Here is a 21,983-nt window from a genome sequence, read left to right as displayed (position 1 = left end):
ATGGATTTAGAAACTTTGCAGGTTATCTTCGATGTCAATACTGAGAAGATTCAGCCTAAGCTGGACGCCATGCAACGAAAGTTTTCAGGCTTCTTCAGCAAGATTAACGGTAGTTCTGAGAAAGATATGGACGTTTCAAAGGGACAAGAAAAAGTCTTAGACCAGATTCAGCAAATGAATGATCGGACTAAAGCATTCATGGACAAGTTCGACGACATTTTGAGTGGCGGTTCTAGTAAGGGTGTAAAAGCACTGTCAACGAATGTAAGCCGCATGAAGACCAGTACGATGAAGGATGTTAGTGCGATGGTCAGCGACATTAATTCTAAAATGGAATCTGCTCGTGCTGCTGAGGAACGCATGATGAACCTCAAAGGGTTACGACGTGATGCTCTCGATGTTGGTGATGGCAAGCAAGCCTCACGAATCAATGAGCAGGCGGCTAGTGCTGAAGCCCGAATGACACGCTATCAAAACCAAGCGAAAGCTCTGGCACAGGAACTCAAAGCTGAACTGGCTGGAATTCCAACTGAACTCACACGGATTGCTCATGGCATGGACGAAAATGAAGGTAAGATTGAATCTCTGCGCCGTAAGATTAAGGGATTAGAGATTGCCAAACAAGATGCTATGAAGTATGACCCTGCCAAAGGGTTTAATGCAGAACCTTCCATTGAAACAGATCAATCACGCGCCATTGGGGAACGAATTCAAAAAGAACGTTCTGCAATGCAAAAGTTGATTGATACTAGCGATGCTCTGAACAACCAATATGGTCGATTGGAAGACCGTTCTGGTGAGTTAAAACATGCAATGGGCGGCTTAGATACTGAATTGGGTGAAGGAACCAAGCGAACGCGGACACTACGAGAATCGTTCACTGAATTGAGTAGCAAACTCAGTGGCACGGCGAGTCGTATTCGTAGCATGATGAGTGCATTGGGTAGAATTACTGGTCTGTCACGTCTGTCTCGTTCCTTCCGACAATTGAATGGCGACTCCCGTAGCTTAATCACGAGATTAGGTGAGGTGGGCAGCCGCGGTTCTAGCTCAATGAATAAGTTGAGTCGTGGTTCACGGAAGGCTCAGTCTTCACTTTCTGAATTGAAGCAAGGACTACGGTCATTGCCGGCACAATTTATTGTGTGGGGAATTGGATTTGAAGCCATTCAGAAGTTTAGTCAAGGGTTGTTGAACGCGGCTAAGAGTGACCGTCAATTTAGTAATAGTTTGAATCAAGTTAAAGCTAACCTGATGACGGCCTTTTATCCGTTGTACGAAACGATTATTCCGTGGCTGGATAGCTTCATGAGTACCCTTGCTAAGGCAACTGGTTGGCTGGCTCAATTTAGTGCGGCTCTATTCGGAATGAGTAATAGTGCCGCTCGGAGTGGTGCTGCAGGCCTTTATAAGCAAACTAAAGCAATGGGTGATGCTTCGAATGCAACTAGTCAGGCAACAAAAGCTATTCAGAAGCAGAACGCAGCGATTACCGCGCACAACCGGTCGATGCAGCAAGCTGTTCAGAAGGAAAACCAAGCGATTCAGAAGCGGAATGCAGCACGACGCAAAGAAATTCAAGATCAGAATTCTCAAATTCGGTCGGCTAATGAGAAACGTAAGGCTTCTATTGAGGCCGCCAATGAGAAAATCAAAGCTTCCAATAAAGCTGTAGCCGAAGCGGTTAAGAAACAGAATGACGCTCAGAAGAAACGAATTGCTGAACTGAAGAAGAAATACCAAGATTACAAGAATTCTCTGATGGGATTCGATGAGATTAACACATTAGACCTCAGTAAAGATATTCCTGATTACACACCAAAAACTGCCAAGCAACATACTCTTAAGAAGTATACGGCTACTCCAACTAAGGATGCATCGTTTACACCAGAGGAGACTAAGACGTATACGCCAGAGGCTACCAAGAATGCGTCTGATTTAGGTTATGTTCCAGACGGAGTGGACAACGCTTTAGCTGGTCCAACACAGGCGTTTGGTGGTGCGATGGCGGCGGCTGAAAAGTTTAAAAAGGTGTTAGCAGACCTCTTTAAACCAATTAAAGAAGCCTGGTCTAGTGAAGGGAAAGGCGTTATCGATGCCTTTAAGTATGCTCTCAAAGAAGTAGAACGATTAATTGGCGATATTGGGCATTCCTTCATGACTGTCTGGGATAGCAGTATTGGTGTCCGTGCTATCAAAGATGTTCTAAAGCTTTTGCAGACAGTCTTGAAAATCATCGGTGATATTGCCAAGACGTTTGCTGAGGCTTGGGAAGATCATGGTGCTGGGACCAAGTATATTCGGTCAATCTTCAATGCATTAGATGCTGTACTCAAAGTGTTAAATGAAGTTGGTAAATCGTTCAGAAAAGCTTGGAACGATGGAACTGGCGAACGAATCGCTGCCCATTTGTTGAAGCTATTTACAGACCTAAATAAATTAATTGCTAGTTTAGCTAATTCTTTCCGTAAAGCGTGGACTGAAGGGAATACGGGAACTAAACTGTTCAGCGCTTGGTTGAATGCATTTGATAAGATTATTAAGTTTGCTGACGACATGGTGGTATCTTTCCGTAAAGCTTGGAATCAAGCTAATTTAGGCACTAAGATTTTCAATAATATTTTGAACATCTTAAAAGACGTCGGAAAGGTGATTGGCAATCTCGCGGGCGGATTAGACAAGGCATGGAAGTCTGGCAAAACGGGACAATCTATTTTCCATGTAATTCTCGGAATTATCAATGATGTGTTAGCTCATATTAAAGATATGGCTGATGCAACAGTTACTTGGTCTAAGAAGTTGGATTTTCGGCCACTGTTAAATTCCATTAAAGGATTATTCAATTCGATTCGTGGATTGAATAAGACCGTATGGGATGCACTAGATTGGGGCTATAAAAACGTTCTGTTGCCATTAGCTAATTTCACAATCACCAAAGCTTTACCAGCTTTCTTCGATTTGTTATCAGCAGCAATTAAAGTAGTTAATTCCGTCTTGAAAGCTTTGGCACCCTTAGGCAAGGCTCTCTTTGATACCTTTCTTAAGCCCATTGCTAGTTTTACGGGTGGGTCAGGGATTGGCGCCATTGAGGGCATTTCAAAAGCTTTAAACGGATTAGCCATTTGGATTAATAAGCATCAAAAAGCAGTTCAAGCATTTGCAAAAGTTTTACTTGGGCTGTTTGCGTTTAAAGTTGGAACTTCTTCTTTTGAAAAAGGAACAAGTTTGGTAGGAAAGTTAGTCGATAAAGCAACAATGCTTTCAAAGAACAAACATCTATTGAGTGAATTCTTTGGAAAGTTGACGGGTATCTCCGATCTTAAAAAAGGATTCCAATCCATTAAGAACATTGGCAAGGTCGTCAAGGTTCTAGCGGTGGATAATTGGAAAAACTTTGTAAAAGATACTCAAAAATTGGGTGCAATTACATGGTCCAAGTTAAGCACAGGAGCAGGTTATGCCAAGAAATTAGCTCTTTTAAGTTGGTCGGGAGTGAAGACCGGAGCTAAATATGCTGGGGCACTTGCAAAAATCAGCTGGTCTAAGCTTAAAGCTGGCGGTGCAGTAATTGTGGACGTGGTTAAAGGTATAAAAAACTGGTCTGTTTGGGGAAAATTAGCGGCTGGAGCACAAGCAGCATTGAATGCTGTTATGGCTGTTAACCCATATGTTTTACTTGCAGCCGCAATCGCAGCAGTTGTTGTTGTATTTGTTGAATTGTACAAGCACAACAAGAAGTTTCGTAAATTCGTCAACAACATCTATAAAGCTGTAACTAAGTGGCTTGGTGATGCACTTACTTGGATTAAAAAGAATTGGGGTAAGATTGCCTCATTCATTCTAAATCCTGTGGGTAGCATTGCTACTTGGTTCCTGAAGGATACAAAGACTGGCAAGAATATCGTTAAGTGGGGCAAAGCTCGCTTAAAAGATACTATTGACTGGGCTAAAGACATTGGTCAGGGCATTCATGACAAAGTGCAGACAGGGAAAAAGAAACTCACTAAGGCAAGCACTGATATTCATGATTGGCTGTCTGGAAAGGCCAAGAAGGCTTTCGATGCAGTAAAGTCTAAAGCAAAGACTTTAGGTGCTGACGTTCATGATAAAGTTGGTGCTGGTCAAAAGAAACTGCAAAAGGCTAGTTCCAATATTCATAGCTGGTTGTCCACTAAGGCAAAAGACGCTTTCAAGACTGTCAGTGATAAGGCTAAAGGACTTGGTAAGTCTATTGGTGACAAGGTAACCGCTGGTAAGAGCAAAATGTCTAAAGCCAGTTCCAATATTCATAGTTGGCTGTCAGGCAAAGCAAAAGATGCTTTCAAGACCGTTAGTGATAAAGCGAAAGGGATTGGCGGCTATATTCACGATAAGGTCTCTGCTGGCAAGGGTAAGATGCAAAAAGCCAGTTCTACCATTTACACAGCCGTTCATGATAAAGCTATTAAAGCATTCGGAGCTTTGGAGAAACGTGCTGGTAAGCTAACTGGAAACATTGCTAGTGGATTGCGTAAGGGAATTGATGGTATTGTCAGCGCTGGAAGAGCAATTGCTAATGCCATTGTTGGTACGATTGGAAAGGCTGTTAATGGTGTTATTGATGGTTTGAAGTGGATTCTTAGTCACGTGGGCGCTGGTACTGGGGGTCTAAGTCATTGGAATGTTCCTAGATTCGCTCAAGGTGGTTATCACCATGGCGGGTTAGCGATGGTCAACGATGAGGTAAGTGGTAACTATCGTGAAAGCTACCAGCTACCCAATGGAAAGCAAGGAATCTTCCCTGCTGTTCGTAACTTGATGGTCAACCTGCCAGCTGGAACCAAGATTAAAAGTGCTAGGGATACAGTAAGTTCAATTCCGCACTATAAATCTGGTATTGGGAAATTTAATTTTAAAATTCCTAAGCTGAATATGCCAAAATTTGATTTTGACCTTTCTGGTCTAAACAATTTTGGTTCTGGAATTTTTGATACCGTAAGTGACGTGGTTGAATCGGTTGCTGGAATTATTGGTTCAGTTTGGGATGACGTTAAGAACCCCTTGAGGGTAATTCAGACTGTAGCAAGTCGTTATATTGGCTTTGGAAATCTTACAGGAGCCGGTTTGGGAGTCGCCAAAGGTGGCGTTGACATGACCGAAAAAGGGGCTGTCGACACCATCAAAAAGGCGCTTGAAGATTTTGCTAACAAAGTGACGGCTAAGAAGAAAAAGAAAGCAGCTCCTAGTTCTAGCAGTTCTTTATTTGGCGACTTTGATTTTTCTAGCTTAAATCATCTCTTTGATGGTTTCCGCAATGGTGGCTTAGTTGATAAAGAAGGACTTTATAACTTAGCTGAAGGCGGCTCACCAGAGATTGTGTTGCCATTGGGTCAACCGCAAAGGGCAATTCAGTTAATTCAGCAGGCCATAAGTTATATGCATTTGAACCCTACAGGTAAGGTGACAATGCCAACTGCTTTATCAGCACCAAGTATGAATTTACCAGCAACTAGTGGAATGAATTCAGTACAAGGTGATGGCATCTCTGGTATGCAGCAGGCTGTTGTAAATGCAGTCATGATGGCCATGGACAATAAACCTTCTTCAATGCAGAACAAAAATGGTGAACCAATTGAAATCACTGTCAAGATTGGTGATGAGACGTTGGGTACACACGCAATTCGTGGTATCAATCAGGTCAATCAAAGAAATGGTAAGAATATGTTGAACCTCTAAGGAGTGAAAGCGGTGAGTTATTATCTGGCATTTAACGGGGCCACCATGCCCCTTCCTAAAAGCTACTCATGGACGATTAATGATATTGATGGTAAGTCGACTCGTAATGCAGCAGGAAGAATGAGTCGTGATCGAATTACATCGAAGATAAAGCTAACAATTGAATGGGGGCCTCTGTCAGATGTGGAATGCAGTAAGATTCTACAAGCGATTAAAGATCCTTTTTTCAAGGCAACATATCTTGATGCACAAGCTGGCGGTATGGTCACTAAGACCTTTTACGTAGGTGATCGAACATCACCGGCATATAGCTGGAATGATAAGTTGAAAAAGTATACGTGGTCGGGGTTAAGTTTCGACATTATTGAACAGTAGGGGGTGATATGTAGTGTTAAAGCAATCTGATGCTTTTAATCGGGCATTTGCAAGTGATGATCGTGTCCTAACAGTTAAGGCAACAGTTGGCGATAGGTCATTTACCGCGGACGACATGGTTTCTGTGGAATATAATTCTGCTGCAATGACTGGCGAACAAATGGGGATTGGGTCAACTTTTGAAAATTCTGTCAAAATTTCGTTTGCCAATCTAGTGGAAGGAATTAAAGCGCAGGATAAAGTGACGGTCTCAATTGGTATTCAGTTACCAGATAAGAGCTTTGAGTATGCGCCATTGGGTGTCTTCTATGTTGATGGTGAGATTACGATGGATCGTAATAATCAGTTGACTTCAATCACCGCTGTCGATGGTATGTGTTGGCTTGAAGGGATGTATAGTCCTAAGGTTATAGTGCCAACTACACTGTCTGCTATGGCACTGGATATTGCCAATCAAGCAGGCGTACCTATTAATCAAAGTAACTTTGCAAAGCTTCCTAACATTACTATTAAGTCCCTGCCAAATGGTAAAACTTATCGGGTAGCGTTAGGGCTATTAGCAATGTTAATTCCAGGTTTTTCCTCTTTTGACCGCAATGGTCAGCTTTGCTTAAGAGATATTAATCAGAATAATTACCAAGTGGAACCGAGCAACTATGAATTCCAGGGACTCACTAAAAATGAAAATGCCTATACAATTTCAGGAATTACAGTCAATCCGCTAACCGAGACGACAGATTATTCCGCCACAAATACGGAGGTGACAGGGAGTGATACAGCAACATCCAATACGACTTTGCATGTTGGAAAAACTTCTGGTTCTCAGTTGGTCTTACAGAGTGATTTTATTGATGATCGTATCTTGAATAATATTTGGGGTGCTTTACAGGAGATTCAGTACTTTCCCTATACGTTGAATTGGTTTGGAAATCCTGCGGTAGAAGCAGGTGACTGGTTAACTGTATTTGACACCAAGGGTAACCAATTTATTATTCCTAATAATAGCTATACGCTGACTTTTTCGGGCGGATTAAGCGCCGTATCGAGTACAGGAGAAACGGTTACCTCACCGACTAATTGGGATTATCACGGTTCCTTAACGCAAACGATTAAGGATATTACTGAACGTCTGAACTCGACAGGAACTTATACCTACTACACGCCGACAACGCCAGCAACTGCGCATGAAGGTGATCTGTGGTATAAGACAGGGAGTACCAGCACGTCACTTTATATTTACAGTAATGGGCAATGGATGTTAGTAGTTTCCGATTTGACTGGTGCTCAAATAGAACAAAAAATTAATGCAGCACAAAATGACATCATTTCTGCTCGAAAGATTGCTGATGAAGCCAATGAATTGGCAAGTACGAATGCAAATGCGCTTCAAAGTAAAATTGGGACTGACGAATACAATAGTAAGATCTCACAGCTGACGAATGATATTAACTTGCGTGTTACAAAAGGGAACGTTATTTCTCAGTTGAATGTTGAGGCAGGGCAAACGTTAATCCAGTCTGGAAAGATTCTATTGGACGCACCAAGTGTCATTTTCTCTGGGAGTGCCTTTATTCCAGACGCAGCAATTAAAAATTTGTCGGCAAGTAAGCTATCGGCCGGTATATTGGATGCCAATGTAGTTAATGTAATTAACATGAACGCAAATAACATTACTGCTGGAATATTGTCAGGTAAAAATTTGAGTCTCAATCTTGAAACTGGAGAAGTAGAATTTCAAAGTGGAAATATTAAGAATGCTTCCAATAAGTTTAATATTGATATTGATAAAGGTACAGTTACGTCTGTAGGTGAGTCCGGAAGTGTTGTAACTCTTACGAATGGTGGGCTGAATTACTTTAAAAATTCCACAGATACAGAAATGGCAGGACAAGTTGGGTTGGGTTGGCATACTTTGAATACAGATATACCTAATTTAGTTTTCCAATCCGTGGGTAAAATTGTTTTAGCCGTTGAAAATCCAATTGTGACAAGCGGAACGCTGAATATTGACGAAGTATCAAGCCTTTCGATTAGTAAGGATACATTTGAAAGTAATTTAGAATATGGTTTTACTACCAGTAAAGCAAGTGTGTTCCATCCCAATATTCACTTCGAAAAATCCGGGTTCTCGGTTGCGACATATCCGTATTATTCATCAGTTATTGATTCTGAAGGTAATGCTCCTATTTCCCTTACTGTTTATAAAGGAGATGGTATTACTGATTTTGCGGGAATAACGATTAGCAATGGGACTCAAGCGGGGCCAATTGTTGATATAGTTGGAAAGGCTTCTATAACTGGTGCAACAAAAGTATATGGAGATACTCTTCTTATGGGCAAGCTTGGTACTCTGGGAGCTAAAAACGCCATTCATGTTACTCGCGATGGTGTACGTGCCACTCCAGCGTATGAAACTGCAGAAAGCTATCTAGGTGACATCGGAGAAGCTGCTACTGACGACACCGGTAAAGCTATTGTGCCAATCGAAGCTTTGTTTGGGGATACGGTAAATACAGCTATTGCGTATCAAGTATTTCTTCAGTCGTATAGTATCAATCATGTTTGGGTGTCATCACGTGATGAGACCTTTTTTACTGTTCAAAGTGATCAACCAAATGCACCATTTGTTTGGGAAATAAAAGCTAAGCGTCGCGGATATGAAAAGGATCGGCTGGTTAAATCGGCTGTTGATGTCAAAGAAATTGCAAAAGCGGAGGGTTATAAGGATGAATGAACAACAGAACCAAAAAGTAGACCAGAAAGATTTAATTATGAATCAAATTAGTATTAATGCAGGGAATGAGGTAGCTTCTCTGCTGAAACAAAATGCGCAACTAACTGTTCTTGCCGCTCAATTACAACAGGAAAATAAGAACTTGAAGGACGAAAATTCTACGTTAAAGTCAAAACCGGCAGATAAGGTTGTCTCTCCAGATGAAGAGAAGGAGGCTTAGCCATGGCACTGTCAATTACACAAGCTCTTACCATTTCTGCGACGACTAAGAATGAAGATGGCAAGGTGATTGCCAACTTTTATGCCAATGTCAGCCCTCAAGGCGCTAATAATAGTTTACAAATGACGGTAGTTGACCGAGATCTGTTTACGCAGAATATGGATACCGTTAAAGCTGACTTAAATACATTCATTGATGACTTCACTTCAAAATATACGACAGCTTAGGAGGTGACCGTATTGGCAATTGATTCTTCTTCTGGAATGGCCTCTGCTGGAACCAAATTGTTTTATTCTAAAACTGATGATGTTGCCCCAACTGAGGTCGCTGACGTCAAAACAACGCCAGAGGTTGGTGTACAGCCGCAACAGTTGGAAGTTACAAACCTTGGTGACGAAACGCAACAGTATGACTTAGGGATGAACAATTCCACTGCATTAGCATTCTCTGTCGTTTATAAGGGCCCAACATGGAATAAGATTTATGCTAATAGCGGGAATCGTGTCATTTATAATTGGAAATTAGTTTACCCTGATGGTATGTATATTACCTTCTCTGGTCCATTTCAGGTTACTGTTCAAGGATTGGATATTAATACACCACTTGCTTATACCATCAGCATTTCGCCGACCGTGGTTCCTAAATTCCATAAGTCAGCTAGTGACGAATCGAGTGGTGGCGAAGAGATAGGAGGTGATTCAATGGGATATCGGCCGATGTTCGTTAAGACGTTCAGCAGCGTTGCGGCTATGAACAGCTATGATGATTCAGATGATAGTTTAATTCAAGGAGACTTTGTTTTGGTCAATGGCACTGACGCCGACCGAGGCAAGGTCTACTTTTATAATGGTAGTAATTTTACGTTCTTTGCCAATATTATTGGTCCGCAGGGTGTTCAAGGCGTTAAGGGTGACCCGGGATTAAGCGTTCGAATGAAAGGTAAAGTTTCGTCATTGCCTGCGTTGGCAAACGAAGGCGAGTTATATTTCGTTGGGACGACGCTCTATTCCTATACAAATGGTCAATGGATTAACCTTGGGGACTTCAAGGGTGATAAAGGCGATAAAGGTGATATTGGTCCGACTGGTAAAGTAGGCCCGATGCCGGATATGACCGAGTATGCAACTGAAAGTGATGTTACTAAAGCAGTTAGTACCGCTACTTCTGATAGTGTTAAATGGGGTGACCAAGTGGGAGGACGGAACCTCCTACTTGGCACCGAAACATCGTATGTAGGTTCCTTTGCAGGTAGCGGCGATTCGTTCCCTGATTTGTACAAGTACAGCTTTGTTTCTGAAACAAATTCGGGGTTAACCACCGGTGACGTTGTAACTTGGCATTTCGACTGGTCAACGAATGCTACAGCCTATGGCGATTTTGGCCCTTATATCGTCGGTCAAAGCTATGACGTGATTAAATCGACAGGAATGAGCCATACAGAGGCTGTAACACCTAATTCTAGTATGAAAAGTGGGCATGCCTCAATTACTGTTAAATTGAAAGCACCAATTAATAGTAGCAGTTACCAGTTTATGCGGATGTATGTACGGAGCGGCTTTATTGGCACACTAACCATTTCTAATATGATGTTGGAGAAAGGCAATGTAGAGCATGACTATGTGCCAGCACTTGAAAACTTAATTGCCAGCTCGCAGACTATACCGCTTCCCAGTGGCACAGATTTGTACACATTGCTGGAAGGAGATAGAAGCTACTATGTTAACCAGAAGACTTTAGCTGCTACTATGATCAACTGTCCGACAGCATCAGCTTTTGTCTTAACGATACGAACGATTAGTCCAGGCAACTCTATTGGTGCGTGGAAGATTTTTTCACTGAGCCTTAAAGTATTAAATGGAGAAGAATGGCACGCAATTATTTCTACTGATGGTTCAGCTAAGCAGACAATTAGTATGCCATGGACACTAGAACCTAATGATGATAGTAAAGTCGTACATGTTACAGATACTTCTAATTGGCAAAAGGGTGGAAAGGCAACTGCTGATGATGGTAATCCGTACTTTGCGGTAAACGCTGGTGAAGACCTTTTTACGAAGTTATCGTCTGCTGGTAATGGATTTAGGACAGTCTATGTTAATGCTAGTGCAGTCAACAATCCTTCTGGTACCTCAATGCGTGGCACAACGTTGGCTGATAATAATGGAAATATTTGGATTGCAGATTTTACTACTTGGAGTGGCTACACATATCACATGGTGAAATGGGGAGCAACCAGCACTCCAATTGTCACTACGGTTGATTCCAGTAGCTATCAAGGAAAGATTTTAACCGCAACTGATGACATTTATAATCTTTCACCGGGAACATATTCAATCAACGGTTCGGCACCATTACATGCTCCAGCATTAATTGATAGTTCTGGAAAAATGTATGCGACGATTACAGTTAAGTTCACGGCAGGATATAAACAAGTTGAATATTGGGATGATTATGCAAATCATCGAATCATGATTAATTCTGGAAATTGGAACCCTTGGTTTGTTCCAAATACTTTCGGAAAGGATGTCATGATTGATCCGCACAACGGCACAATTCCAGTGAATGGAAAATATATCACGCCAGTATCATCCAATGATTTAACAAGTGCGATTGCGACAATGAAGGCATATGTAGATAGAAAAATTAAGAGTTAGGAGGGACTAGATGTTTATTTATATCACATATGATGCTGACGGCTATGTAACGGACTATAAATTAAAAGAGACAGACGGTTATACGCAAGTATTCATTCTGGATAGTTGGGTAAAGGATTTTGCAAGGTTTGCGACTAAGTATCGGTATGATTCTCAGAGTAAAGAATTGCTGGACCCAAAGAATCGACCAGAATCGAATACTATTGATATGCAAAAGGATATTACATCTTTGCAGACCACTAGCAAGCAAATGACGGCGTCGGCAACCACACTAGCTGTGGGACAGACAGATTTGAAAACAGGATTAGCTCAAGTACAGCAAGCGGTGACTGATTTAGCTATTCAGCAAGCTACTAACGCAACTGAAAAGCAAGTTTAGGAGGAGATGAAATTATGGTTCAACTTTATACATGGGCGTATAACGATTGGAAAACAATCGATAAGGACGGTCTAAAGAAGTTAGTTGGCATGATTGGTGGCATTACGGCTGCTGACTATAAAACGATTACGAATGAAGATTATGTGGCAGATACGGCGCCAACCGAAGCTACGACTGACACGAAGCGTGATACGTCGACAGCTGAAGCTTAGGTGCTTTCAATTTACAGTAAAAGGGGATGATAGCAATGCCGCCAGTACCTTTTGGGTGGGGACTTGTCTTACAATCATCAGCAAAAATGGTCAATAATCCGGTAGTTGAAGTATTTTTATGGGCTGTGATGGCCGACTTGCTGACAGGAATCGTAAAATCATTTTCACATCGATCTAAGGTTAAGGCCGATAGTTCGGTGGGGCTATATGGCATAGCCAAACATCTACTGATTATGCTGCTAGTTTTAACGATATATCCAATTTTGGACGTTCTGCAATTTGATTCTATTTCAAATGCGGTCGTCCTTTTCTATATCGCCGAATATGCAATCAGCATTATTGAAAACCTTGAAGTCATGGGATTTCCAATTCCAGAATTTCTTAAGACTCGGTTTGAAAAGATGGCAGAAAATGCAGGAAAGGAACGCGATGATAAATGAGTTATAAATTTGATTACACGTATTTGTTAGGTACCAGTCAAGGTTCCGGTGCCAAGGCACTACACAAATATATCATCGCCCATGACACGGGGAATGACAGTAACAAAGGACTCGGTTCGGGCAAGCGAGAAGCTTCTTATATGAAAGGTCATTGGCAAAATGCTTATACGCATGCTATTGTTGATGACCAAGGCATTTATATTGTTGGGACGCCAGGTTATGTCGCTTACGGTGCTGGGACCGTGGCTAATAATAATTCGCCGTTCCAAGTTGAGTTGGCACACGTTGATAGTCAGAAACGCTTTAACGAGTCTTACAAACGGTATGTATGGGTTCTACGGTTCTATGCTAAGAAGTATGGTGTTCCTCTGACACTAGATAAGTCTGGAGCTGGAATTAAGTCCCACAAGTGGGTGTCAGATAATATCTGGGGAGACCACCAGGATCCATATGGCTATTTAGCTAAGTGGGGGATCAGTAAGGCTCAATTTTCTAAGGATTTGAAGATCGGTATTGGCGGTTCTATTTTCACACCAGCAAAAAAGGCTACCTATTTAAAAGCAGCCAAGCAGGTAAAAGCTAAGACGAGTATCACGCGGTACCGCGATAAAGCCTTTAAGAATAAAGAATCGACCTTTAAGGCGGGGACCACTTTTGATGTTGCTAGTGTGGCTAAGTATGGAAAAATCACACGATTGAGACTAGCTAATGGGCTGTACATCACGAGTAACACAGACTACGTAAAGAAAACTAAGTAGCAGAAAAATCCACTCTGTCCGCATTGGATGGGGTGGCTTTTTCTAGTATCATGTATTGACGCTGCCCATTTAGTTTTTAAAATCTCCCACAGAATCTCCCACAGAGACGTGATAAACAATGATAAACAAGGAATATGAAAATTTAAGAATGCCCGTATAATAGGTTTTAAACGTATTAATACTTTTAAAGTTACCCCAAAATCAGTATAATATAAACATTCGATTATCGCCGTTAACGCGGTAGGCTTGGGGCGACTGAAACGTATGCAAAAGTTAAAATATTTAGATTATTGGCTATTGGTACCATACTTGGTACTCAGCCTCTTTGGAATTGTAATGGTGTATTCGGCTAGTGCCGACATCGGTAGTCAAAATGGGGGAAGTCCCGGAAGCTATTTGGTGAAGCAAGCCATTTATGTGCTGCTGGGGATGGTCATCGTGACCTTCATGTTTAAGATGAACTTGCGTAAGTTACGAGACAAAACAATCTTAAAATATGCTGGGTATCTGGCCTTGGCAGCGTTACTGCTCCTACTGGTACGCGGGCAGACGATTAATGGGGCAGCTGGCTGGTTTCGTTTAGGACCAATCGGGATTCAACCCGCTGAATTTGTTAAGTTTTATCTCATTGTCTGGCTCGCCAATGCGATTGACCAACGGCAGGATGAACTTATGGAAAATGGCTGGTGGGTAACGATGCTCCGACCGGTAATTATTTGTGCGGGAATCGTTGGCTTGATCTTTTTGCAACCCGACTTAGGTGGGGCGACGATTAATGGGGCCATTATCTTTGTGATGCTCTTGGCGAGTGGCTTTAACTGGCATCGGGCGGTCGCCTTTTTCGGCGGTGCATTTTTGCTGGTTGTCGCGGTGATCTTTCCCTTAGTGGTTAAAGTGTCTGAGCTGGGTTTTGCTAAAAACGTTTATCAGCTACAACGAATTGTGGCGTTTATAAATCCATTTAAACACTCACAAACGGTTGGTCAGCAGTTAGTCAATTCCTATTATGCGCTCAGTAATGGGGGTGTTTTTGGGGTTGGCTGGGGCAACAGTATTCAAAAGACTGGGTACTTGCCGGAGCCTAATACGGACTTCATCATGGCGATCCTAGCTGAAGAGTTAGGATTGATTACGGCACTCGGTGTAATTACACTGCTCTTTTTAATCATCGTGCGGACAGTACTTGTTGGTATCCGCAGCAGTTCAGCTTACGAGTCCTTGATTTGTTATGGGGCGGCGACTTATTTAACAGTTCAGACCCTATTTAACCTGGGTGGGGTTTTGGGCATGTTGCCAATTACTGGGGTGACATTTCCCTTTATCAGTTACGGAGGGTCCAGTACCTGGACACTGGCGCTGGTGATGGGCGTTATCTTAAATATCAGTGCCCGACAAAAACACTATCGAGCGACACGTTAGGTGACTAAACAGAATTTAATTAGGAGGTCAGCGAATGGCATTTGAAATTCAACCACGGCAGAGTTTGATCGTGTATACCTATAGTTTGAAACAGACACGGCAGTTGAAACGTTATGGCACAGTGATGTACGTCTCCAAAAAAATGCGTTATGTGGTCTTGTATGTCAACCGTGACGCTGTTCCAGACCTAACAGAGCAATTGAATCACCTACGTTTTGTAAAACGGGTGGTGGCATCAAAACGCCCAGAAATTAGTGAAACGTTCAACGGGGTCGCTGAAGAGGTCGCCCCAACAACGGCAGCAGAGGATGATGACGAATGAGAATTGTAGCGGGAGATTTTGGTGGCCGTCGGTTAAAGGCGGTTCCTGGAATGGCAACGCGGCCAACGACGGATAAAGTCAAAGAAGCACTGTTTAATATTATTGGACCGTATTTTGATGGTGGCCGGAGTCTGGACTTATTTGCGGGTTCCGGTGGTCTTAGTATCGAGGCGGTTTCACGAGGAATCGACCAAGCCGTTTTAATTGATCGACAGTATGCCGCCATTCAAACGATTAAAGATAACGTAGCCGTGACGAAGGCGCCGGAACGGTTTGACATTTTAAAACGCGATGCCAATCGGGCACTGGATGAATTAGCACAGCGGGGGGATCAGTTTAACCTGGTCTTCTTTGACCCGCCTTACGCGCAGCAGAAAATCGTCGACCAGATGACCAAACTACGCGAGCTGAATCTCTTGGCTACGGACGCTCGGGTCGTTTGTGAGACGGATCAGAAGGCACAATTACCTGACGATGTGCCTGGTTTTACGTTTATTGAACGCCGGGACTATGGTATTACCGAATTAACTATTTATGCATTAGGAAGTGAAACGGTATGACAATTGCAGTGTTTCCAGGAAGCTTTGATCCACTAACCAACGGACATTTAGACCTAATTGCGCGCGCAAGTCGCATGTTTGACCAGTTGGTCATCGCAGTCGGTCAGAATACGTCTAAGCAGGGCGTCTTTTCACCGGCTGAACGTGTGGCCTTTATTGAAGCTAGTGTGGCAACACTGCCAAATGTGAGTGTTCAGATTGAGCACGGACTGACCGTAGCCTTTATGCAAGAGATTCATGCGACAGTGCTGGTTCGTGGCCTCCGTAATAGCGTTGACTTCGAATATGAACAGGGCATTGCGGGGATGAATCGCACGCTGGATGCCAATATTGATACGGTTTGCTTGATGGCAGATCCCCAGTATCAATTTGTTTCCTCTAGCCTGTTAAGGGAAGTGGCCCGCTTTGGCGGTGATTTGACAAAGCTCGTCCCACCAGTGGTTGCCCAGGCGCTAAATGCTCGTCTAGAAAGAGAGGGGTAGCCATGCGCAGATGGAACCGGTGGGCTTGGCGGGAGATCATCTTGACGGCCGCTATCGTGGTGGCAATTTTAGCCTTTTTCTTTCTGCCCTTACCGAAGTACATTGAGGGACCGGGAGAAGCTAATGATTTAAAAACATTTGTAACGATTAAAAATCATCCCGATAAAGATAAGGGGAAGTTTATGATTACGTCCGTAGCGCTATCTCAGGCGCGACCGGCGACGTATTTGTACGCTAAATTTAATTCTTACTACAGTGTGGAAAGTGTAGATAGTGTGACTGGCGGCGAAAGCAACGCCACTTATGATCGTGTTCAGAATTTTTACATGCAGAGTGCGATTAATGAAGCTATCTACACGGCATATCGTGCAGCCAACAAGCCGGTTAAGCGGCAATACTTGGGTATTTACGTGTTGAGTGTTGATGCTAAGTCACCGTTTGCGAAGAAATTGAAGGTCGGCGATACGGTCACTAAAGTCGATGGTCACCATTTCAATTCGATGACTGGTTATCAACACTACATTCAAAAGCAGCGAGTTGGCAAACGGACGACGATTACCTATCAGCGTAATGGTCACGACCATGAGGAGACTGCTAAGCTGATGAAGTTGCCAACAAAGAAGGCTGGAATTGGCATTATCTTGACTGATAACGTCAAGGTGACTGCTAAGCCGAAGGTCAAGGTTGACCCTGGTGAAATTGGGGGACCTTCTGGTGGACTAATGTTTAGCCTTCAAATTTATAATCAGGTGACGGGCAAGAACTTACGTCACGGGCAAAAGATTGCTGGAACGGGGACCGTTGATGGTGACGGTAACGTTGGTGAAATTGGTGGTATTGATAAGAAAATTATTGCTGCCAAGCGGGCTGGTGCGACCGTTTTCTTCGCACCGTACGTGAAACCATCGAAGTTGTTACTCAAGTATGAGGAACACCACATGACCAACTACCAGTTGGCTAAGGCGACAGCGAAGAAGTATGCGCCGAATATGAAGGTTGTTCCGGTGGAGACGTTTAACGATGCCGTTAAATATCTGGAAGCCCATCAGTAGTTGAATAGGTTATCAAAAGTTAGAGCTGTGATTTTGGTCACGGCTCTTTTGCTATGATTATTGAAAAAAATCGTAATTAAAAAAATATTTGACTACCTTTTACGGAGTTAAACGTAAAGGGGGCAAATTCGGATGGCACGATTGATTGACTGGTGGCAGGAATTTTCATGGAAGCAACGTATTTTGGTGGTAGCGATGGGACTGGCGATTTTGAGCGTGGGATGGTGGCTAACGGTGGCACGGGCAAGTCCAGAACCAGTGTCAGTAGCAATTCCCCCCGCGACGACTAATAGCGTATCTGACAAGAGCGAGCGTCACTCAGTCCGCGCAACGGCTAGTTCTGGTAGTCAGGTCAGTTCACACGATACGCAGGTCTTTGTCGACGTCCAGGGTGCCGTGAAGCACCCTGGACTCTACCAATTTGGGCCGGAGATGCGGGTGGCGGATGCCATTAAGACCGCTGGTGGGCTTAACGGACATGCTGACCGCCAACAGATTAATTTGGCGACCAGACTGACGGATCAGCAGCAACTTTATATCCCGGCTAAGGGGGAGAAGGTGACGGAAGCGAGAGCAACAACGGCGACAAGTTCGGCCCAAGCCGCTGGCAGCCAGTCGGCAAGTCAGACCACGGCAGTCGTGAATTTGAATACGGCGACGGTGGCAGATCTGCAGCAACTGACCGGCATTGGTGAGAAAAAAGCACAGAAAATTGTCGACTTTCGAACCGCACACGGGGCATTTAAGACGGTCAATGATCTAACGCAAGTTCCAGGATTTGGTGAGAAAACGGTTGCTAACTTACAGGACCAGCTGACGACATAAAGCCGTGGTATACTTGAAAATAAATTTAGAAATGAGGGCGTTAGCATGAAACGAGAGAGAATTCCTTGGGATCAATACTTTATGTTACAAGCACTGGTGATTTCAACACGTAGCACCTGTAATCGGTTATCGGTCGGAGCAACCATTGTACGGGACAAACGGATCATTGCAGCCGGGTACAATGGCTCTGTTTCGGGTGATGACCACTGCCTGGACGAAGGGTGTTACCTGGTAGATGGTCATTGTGTTCGGACTATTCATGCTGAGATGAATGCCGTCCTACAGTGTGCTAAATTTGGTGAGGCAACGGATGGTGCTGAGATTTATGTCACGGATTTCCCTTGCTTGCAGTGCACGAAGATGCTGTTACAAGCCGGTATCCGAAAAATCACTTACTTACGTAATTATCACAATGATCCGTATGCTCAGAAGCTGATTGCGTTGAAACACGTGGAATTAAACCAGGTTGAAGTTGATCCGAAGCTACTCACGACCTTGTCATTTGATCAACCACAACACGATTAGTGACGCCGAATCACTTTTTCTTTATTAGTCTTAGTATTGCTGCTGTCAGCATCAGCGCCGGTGGTCATCTTTGGGGCGGCCTAGTGTTATTAGTCGTACTGTTAGTCCGGACTGCAAGGTTGGGTAATCGGGTGACCTTGGTGGTTGCGCTCGTAAGCCTGCTAATCTTTAGTGGGCATTTATGGGGAAGCAACCAACGACTTAATCGACGGCAGTTACCCTTATTGGCACCGGCACAGACGACTGAGCTGGCCGTACGAGTCCAGCCGGATGCAATCGTGATTCGAGGAGCGCTGTATAACGTGGTCGCCACTAAGGTGAGCAATGGAGAACGGGTGTTACTACGTGGTCGGTTGACATCGGGCGAGCAACTTCACCAGCTACAGCGGGTGCACCATGCCGAAATTTGGCAGATTACGGGCCAACAACAGCGTTTGCTACCGGCCACCAACTTCAATCAGTTTGATTCGGCAGCCTACTGGCGGCATCGTCAAGTAGTGACGGAAATTAAAGTGACTAGTTTGGCAAGGCGCACGCCAGCAGTGAGTCATTGGTGGCAGTGGTTTAATGACTGGTGGCATGCGCGTCGGTCACGGCTAATTCGCTACTGTGAGGAGCTACCAGGGGCTCTGAAGGTCTATGCGTTAGGCCTGCTACCGGGAGCTAAGGCGGCGGAGTCTATGGCGGAATTACAGGGGATGCAACGACTGGGGTTGCTGCATTTGTTCGCCATCTCAGGACTCCACGTAGCGTTATTGTTGACGGCCGCAGAGTGGCTATTAGTTCACTTACGTTTGCAACGAGAACATTGGGAATGGCTGCTCCTACTCAGTCTACCAGGATATTGGATTTTAGCCGGTGGGAGTAGTGGCGTCTTGCGCGCTTGTTTGATGCGCGGTCTACAATTAGCTGGTAAGCGGTGTGCATTTCATCTAAGTACGTTGGATACGTGGGCAGTGGCACTCGTGGTCGGCCTGTGGCTAAATCCAGGACTTCTGTTTGAACTAGGTGGTCAGTTGAGCTACGGCCTGTCTCTGGCGCTTATTTTGCTCCGTACAGAGACCTGGTGGTGGCGTCAGGCAGGATTGACGCTGCTAGGATTACCGAGCCTGTTAACGGGTGTTTTTCAGTGGCACAGCCTGACATTATTGGCAAATTGGGTCGTGGTGCCACTATTTCCAGTGGCTATCTTGCCAGTTACGTTGCTTGGTACGATCAGTAACGCTTGGTTCCCGAAAATCAGCCGTGGCTGTGCGCAGGTACTGAGCGGGGTTGATAGTGGCTTACAATGGATTGCGCAGTTACCGGGAAACGTGTTGTTTGGACGGCCGCTTTGGTGGGTTGCGTGGCTCTGGGTCGGTGGAACGTGGTGGCTATTTAGCCGACCAGCGAGAGCAAGACATCACTGGTTACAGCTGCTGGCGGTTAGTTATGTGGTGATGTTCGGTGTGATTCATTATCCGTTGACGGGAGAAGTGGCCTACTTTGACGTTGGTCAGGGCGACAGTATTCTGATTCGGGAGCCGTTCAACCGCCACATTTCTTTGATTGATACCGGTGGCAGGCTAACTTTGCCGCAACCCAGGTGGGCTGTCACACCACCAGTAACCTATAACGCAGAACGGACGAGTATTAACTATTTAAAGAGTCGTGGTATTGATCACGTGGATGACTTGTATCTGACACACCATGACGCGGATCACATTGGTGACTTGCCGGCCTTTTTGAAGAACATGCGAGTGAAACGGCTACTGGTTCCGACAGGAATGGCCGAGGAACCGGGGTGGACACAGCTTTTAGCAAATAGTGCAACACCAGTGCAGGTTCAACCGATTCAAGTTGGTAGCTTAGTTGGGTTGCGTGTTTTACATCCATTTGAAATGAAACCGGCAGATAATGCTGGCTCACTAGCTTTACAGGGAACCTTTGGCCACTTGAACTTTACGTTCATGGGCGACTTAGACCGTGCGGGTGAACAGAAAATTCTGATGGCGTCTCCGCAGCTGCGAACGGACGTGTTAAAATTAGGACATCATGGGAGTAAGACTGCTACGGCGCCGGCATTTATTTCGCAGTTACAGCCGCGTCTAGCGATAATTTCGGCTGGCCGCCAGAATCGGTATGGTCATCCCAATCCAGAGACCTTGGCAATACTTCAGCAAGCAGCTGTGCCGACAGTGAGTACCCAGACGAGTGGCATGATTCGCTACGTCTATACCAGTGGTCGACCAGGAATTTGGCAAACAAAATTGATTTCGAAGGGGCATACTCGTGACAATTAATGAACTCTTAAAAACGTTAGCAACGGGCGGACATTTGGCTAACGTTTACCTGATTTTAGGTCAGGCAGATTACTTACAACGTCGGCTCAAGGCGGGCTTCAAGGCCAGTGTACCGGTCGATGAACAGACAATGAATTTTGCAAGTTATGACATGGATACTGTGCCACTGGCGGTAGCCTTGGATGATGCCATGGCAGCGCCGTTCTTTGGCGAGCGGCGGGTGGTTTGCGTGGACAACCCGCAGTTTTTGACCGGGGAGACGAAAAAACAAAAAGTAGAGCACGATATTGATAGCTTGCAGACATACTTGGGTGCGCCAATGGACAGCACGGCACTAGTTTTCTTTGCACCGTATGAAAAACTGGATGGTCGTAAAAAAGTCGTCAAGCAGTTAAAAAAAGTGGCGACGACCATTGAAATTGGCAATTTTTCAGAGCGTGATGTCCGTCAATTTATTAATGACCAACTGAAACAGGACGGTTATAGCATGGCACCAGCGGCCTTAAATGAATTGATTCAGCGAACGGATGCGGATCTGACCCTGATGATGAGTGAACTTCCTAAGTTAGAACTTTTCACCCACCCTGAGAAGACAATCGACATGGCGGCGGTTACTGGTCTAGTGACGCAGACGTTGACCCAGAACGTTTTTGATCTGGTGAACAAGGTGTTGGCCAAGGACACAGCTGGGGCAGTGACCCTCTATCGGGAACTCTTGCAGGCTAAGGAGGAGCCGTTGAAGATCAATGCCATCTTACAAGGCCAATTCCGGCTATTGATTCAAACCAAGGTGTTGGCTAAGCAAGGCTTCAGTCAGGGACGTTTGGCGAGTGAACTGAAGGTTCATCCATATCGGATCAAGCTGGCCTTACAGATGCATCGGCGCTTTAAATTGACCGACTTGAACCGCGCGTACTTAGGTTTATTTCAGGTGGAACGACAGATGAAATCGACGGCGATGGCGCCCGAGATGCTCTTCTCATTGTTCATGACGCAATTTGCTGGCTATCGTGTACCGGCTTGATTTTT

19 protein-coding genes are annotated in these 21,983 nt (G+C 44.4%); all 19 read left to right on the top strand.

The features are described from left to right. Nucleotides 1–5,715, top strand: coding sequence for a phage tail protein (locus FAY32_RS09610; protein WP_143463223.1), 5,715 nt, complete (start codon nt 1–3; stop codon nt 5,713–5,715). Between the two features lie 12 nt (nt 5,716–5,727). Next, nucleotides 5,728–6,090 carry a DUF6711 family protein gene (locus tag FAY32_RS09605; protein ID WP_143463222.1) on the top strand — a complete coding sequence of 121 codons (363 nt, stop codon included), beginning with the start codon at nt 5,728–5,730 and terminating at the stop codon, nt 6,088–6,090. 13 nt (nt 6,091–6,103) lie between these two features. Continuing rightward, a complete protein-coding gene (locus FAY32_RS09600) occupies nt 6,104–8,824 on the top strand; it encodes a hypothetical protein (protein ID WP_143463221.1) in 2,721 nt (906 codons plus the stop codon). Further along, the gene (locus FAY32_RS09595; RefSeq protein WP_143463220.1) at nt 8,817–9,044 is read left to right on the top strand and encodes a hypothetical protein; all 228 of its coding nucleotides are present in this window, start codon (nt 8,817–8,819) and stop codon (nt 9,042–9,044) included. Before FAY32_RS09600 ends, FAY32_RS09595 begins: the two co-directional genes overlap by 8 nt. A 2-nt stretch (nt 9,045–9,046) precedes the next feature. Further along, nucleotides 9,047–9,271 carry a hypothetical protein gene (locus tag FAY32_RS09590; protein ID WP_143463219.1) on the top strand — a complete coding sequence of 75 codons (225 nt, stop codon included), beginning with the start codon at nt 9,047–9,049 and terminating at the stop codon, nt 9,269–9,271. A gap of 12 nt (nt 9,272–9,283) precedes the next feature. After that, the gene (locus FAY32_RS09585) at nt 9,284–11,698 is read left to right on the top strand and encodes a hypothetical protein (protein WP_143463218.1); all 2,415 of its coding nucleotides are present in this window, start codon (nt 9,284–9,286) and stop codon (nt 11,696–11,698) included. A gap of 10 nt (nt 11,699–11,708) precedes the next feature. Continuing rightward, nucleotides 11,709–12,077 carry a hypothetical protein gene (locus FAY32_RS09580; RefSeq protein ID WP_143463217.1) on the top strand — a complete coding sequence of 123 codons (369 nt, stop codon included), beginning with the start codon at nt 11,709–11,711 and terminating at the stop codon, nt 12,075–12,077. A gap of 14 nt (nt 12,078–12,091) precedes the next feature. Continuing rightward, nucleotides 12,092–12,289, top strand: coding sequence for a hypothetical protein (locus FAY32_RS09575; protein ID WP_143463216.1), 198 nt, complete (start codon nt 12,092–12,094; stop codon nt 12,287–12,289). A 35-nt stretch (nt 12,290–12,324) separates the two neighbouring features. After that, on the top strand, nt 12,325–12,729 hold the full coding sequence (locus tag FAY32_RS09570; protein ID WP_158727576.1) for a phage holin family protein: 405 nt from the start codon (nt 12,325–12,327) through the stop codon (nt 12,727–12,729). Beyond that, entirely contained in the window at nt 12,726–13,487 is a 762-nt protein-coding gene (locus FAY32_RS09565) for a DUF5776 domain-containing protein (RefSeq protein ID WP_143463214.1), read from the top strand. The genes FAY32_RS09570 and FAY32_RS09565 overlap by 4 nt, the downstream gene beginning before the upstream one ends. 264 nt (nt 13,488–13,751) lie before the next feature. Next, complete coding sequence (locus FAY32_RS09560; protein ID WP_143463213.1) at nt 13,752–14,906, top strand: FtsW/RodA/SpoVE family cell cycle protein; 1,155 nt, start codon at nt 13,752–13,754, stop codon at nt 14,904–14,906. Between the two features lie 34 nt (nt 14,907–14,940). Next, on the top strand, nt 14,941–15,228 hold the full coding sequence (locus tag FAY32_RS09555; RefSeq protein WP_143463212.1) for a YlbG family protein: 288 nt from the start codon (nt 14,941–14,943) through the stop codon (nt 15,226–15,228). Then, nucleotides 15,225–15,788 carry a 16S rRNA (guanine(966)-N(2))-methyltransferase RsmD gene (gene rsmD, locus FAY32_RS09550; RefSeq protein ID WP_143463211.1) on the top strand — a complete coding sequence of 188 codons (564 nt, stop codon included), beginning with the start codon at nt 15,225–15,227 and terminating at the stop codon, nt 15,786–15,788. Before FAY32_RS09555 ends, rsmD begins: the two co-directional genes overlap by 4 nt. Then, nucleotides 15,785–16,270, top strand: coding sequence for a pantetheine-phosphate adenylyltransferase (gene coaD / locus FAY32_RS09545; RefSeq protein WP_143463210.1), 486 nt, complete (start codon nt 15,785–15,787; stop codon nt 16,268–16,270). Before rsmD ends, coaD begins: the two co-directional genes overlap by 4 nt. A 2-nt stretch (nt 16,271–16,272) precedes the next feature. Continuing rightward, complete coding sequence (locus FAY32_RS09540; RefSeq protein ID WP_143463209.1) at nt 16,273–17,322, top strand: SepM family pheromone-processing serine protease; 1,050 nt, start codon at nt 16,273–16,275, stop codon at nt 17,320–17,322. Nucleotides 17,323–17,454: 132 nt separating this feature from the next. Then, nucleotides 17,455–18,147 (top strand): helix-hairpin-helix domain-containing protein, encoded by a 693-nt coding sequence (locus tag FAY32_RS09535; protein WP_143463208.1) that lies wholly within the window; start codon nt 17,455–17,457, stop codon nt 18,145–18,147. A 45-nt stretch (nt 18,148–18,192) separates the two neighbouring features. After that, nucleotides 18,193–18,672 (top strand): ComE operon protein 2, encoded by a 480-nt coding sequence (locus FAY32_RS09530; RefSeq protein WP_143463207.1) that lies wholly within the window; start codon nt 18,193–18,195, stop codon nt 18,670–18,672. Continuing rightward, entirely contained in the window at nt 18,672–20,954 is a 2,283-nt protein-coding gene (locus FAY32_RS09525) for a DNA internalization-related competence protein ComEC/Rec2 (RefSeq protein WP_143463206.1), read from the top strand. The genes FAY32_RS09530 and FAY32_RS09525 overlap by 1 nt, the downstream gene beginning before the upstream one ends. After that, the gene (holA, locus tag FAY32_RS09520) at nt 20,944–21,978 is read left to right on the top strand and encodes a DNA polymerase III subunit delta (protein ID WP_143463205.1); all 1,035 of its coding nucleotides are present in this window, start codon (nt 20,944–20,946) and stop codon (nt 21,976–21,978) included. The genes FAY32_RS09525 and holA overlap by 11 nt, the downstream gene beginning before the upstream one ends. Nucleotides 21,979–21,983 lie beyond the last annotated feature (5 nt).

Source organism: Levilactobacillus enshiensis, assembly GCF_007115095.1.
Lineage (GTDB): Bacteria > Bacillota > Bacilli > Lactobacillales > Lactobacillaceae > Levilactobacillus > Levilactobacillus enshiensis.
This window is presented reverse-complemented; position numbering and strand designations above follow the sequence as displayed.